The organism is Variovorax sp. P4_D9 (assembly GCF_056401695.1).
Map to the genome: position 1 here is coordinate 1 of NZ_JBFUIU010001240.1, position 1,943 is coordinate 1,943.

Consider the following 1,943-nt stretch of genomic DNA (forward strand, 5'->3'; position numbering starts at 1 on the left):
GTTTCAATCCACGGGCCCACAAGGGGCGCGACGCAATCGCCTGATCGTGCGTAACCGCTACTTCCAGTTTCAACCCACGCGCCCGCACGGGGCGCGACCTACACGCTCTACCTCGCGGCCATCAACCTCTACGAGTTTCAACCCACGCCCGCACGGGGCGCGACGACATCAACACGCTCGTTTCCCGCGGGACCGTGGAGTTTCAACCCACGCGCCCGCGAAGGGCGCGACACGCTCGGTAAGCATCAAGCCTTGCGTGATGAGGATGTTTCAACCCACCGCGCCCGCAAAGGGCGCGACGTGGACCGCCGCGACAACGAAATGGATCTCTGCCTGTTTCAACCCACGCGCCCGCAAAGGGCGCGACACGACATCGCCGTTGAACTGGCCCGCCGTAGTAGCCGTTTCAACCCACGCGCCCGCAAAGGGCGCGACTCGCCGGGTTGTTCAGGAACGGCAGGTAGGTGACGTTTCAACCCACGCGCCCGCAAAGGGCGCGACTTGATGATGCCGTCCTTCTGCAGGAGCGCATCCTTGTCGTCGGCTCTCCGCCCAGAGCTACTCAACGTGAATCAACGCGCATTGACGCGGGCAATAGATGCAGTGCTGCAGCGCAGAAATCGGAATGAAATCTCGCTCGTCCGTGGCCGAGAGTTCTGCCATCGTAATCCTGCCCTCGGTGACTCGTCAGAGCAACTCGTTGACCTTCACACCAGGCGGAATCGCTGCGCGATCAATGTGGAGCCGATAGTCTGAGAACCGGCGCGCAGGCGCCTCGGCATTGGCGTCGGCTGGGCTCACGCTAACCGCATCGAACAACACGTGGGCCGGCGCGTTGCCCATCGCGCTCTCGTGCTCAAAGACGATCAGCTTGCGCGCGGCCATCTCCCCACGCGCAGCGGAGCGGTCATGCTCGAACATGTTGACGAGCGCGCGCCAAAACAAATCGAGGTCTTCGGCGGAGAAGCCCGTGCGCTCTGCCAGCTTGGCCGAAACAAAACCGTGCGCGCGGTACAAGCCATATGGAATGATGTGCTTGCGCCCCATGGTGCGGTTGTCGCCGCTCTGGTCTTCGGCCTCTTTCTGCGTCGTCACGGCCATGCGAGTGATGGAGATTTCCATCGGAACCACCGGATCGACGGAGGACGCGAAAGCGATCTGGATCGGACCGCGCACCTGACCAGCGTTGACGCCCGTGGTCATGACGGCGCCGAAGGTGCGCACGTCGAAGAAGTTGCGGCACATCCACGCCGTGAGTTCGCGCGCCTTCGCCTCGTCCTTGGGCAGYTTCTTGTATTGGTCTTTTGCATCAGGCGGGATGTCCAGCGCCTTCCATGCCTTCTCATGCTGGTTGTTGAGAACGGCCTTCTCTTGCATGTAGATGGCGTAGCCCTGCTCGTCCTCCTTGGCTAGGCTCACGAAGTTGCGAATCTTGCGCTTGAGGCAAACATCGGTCACCAGGCCGCGGTTGGTTTCGGGGTCCAAGCGCGGCAGGTTGCCCGCATCCGGGTCGCCGTTGGGATTGCCGTTCGTGATGTCAAAAAGAAAAACGAATTCGTAGCGGTTGGCGATGGTGCTCATTCGGCGGGTCCTTGTTTTGCTGCCTGGGGTTCTGAATCGGTGGTGTCGGCGGCGACGCCGTTCTTTGTAAAGCGGGCCTGCGACTGGTGGTAGTAGCCAATGGCGAAGCGGCCCTGGTCTTCAATACGGAGGCTGCGCGGGAAGCGTTCACTCAAGCCATCCACGATGTCGCGGATGTCGCGCTCCAAGGTCACTGCCAAGCCGGGCTTGTCCTTGCGCAAACGGCCCAAATGGTTCTGCGTGTTGCGCAGGAGGACCGGAAACACGGAAGCCGGCGTGGCCGATGCGGCGCCGTAGTAGCGATCGCGGATGGTCGCGTTGATCTGGCCACCGAGCGCACTGCGCTGCACGTTCTCCAGCAC

The 1,943-nt window shown here is 62.1% G+C and carries 2 protein-coding genes; both read right to left on the reverse strand.

Translation table 11 applies throughout. From position 1 onward, the window contains the following. Positions 1 to 687: 687 nt before the first annotated feature. Positions 688 to 1,581: a type I-C CRISPR-associated protein Cas7/Csd2 gene (cas7c, locus tag AC1DY5_RS53470; protein WP_478122326.1), complete on the reverse strand. Its 894-nt coding sequence runs from the start codon at positions 1,579 to 1,581 to the stop codon at positions 688 to 690. Then, the coding region (locus tag AC1DY5_RS53475; RefSeq protein ID WP_478122327.1) for a type I-C CRISPR-associated protein Cas8c/Csd1 at positions 1,578 to 1,943 on the reverse strand (366 nt) is incomplete at its 5' end. The genes AC1DY5_RS53475 and cas7c, both read right to left, overlap by 4 nt.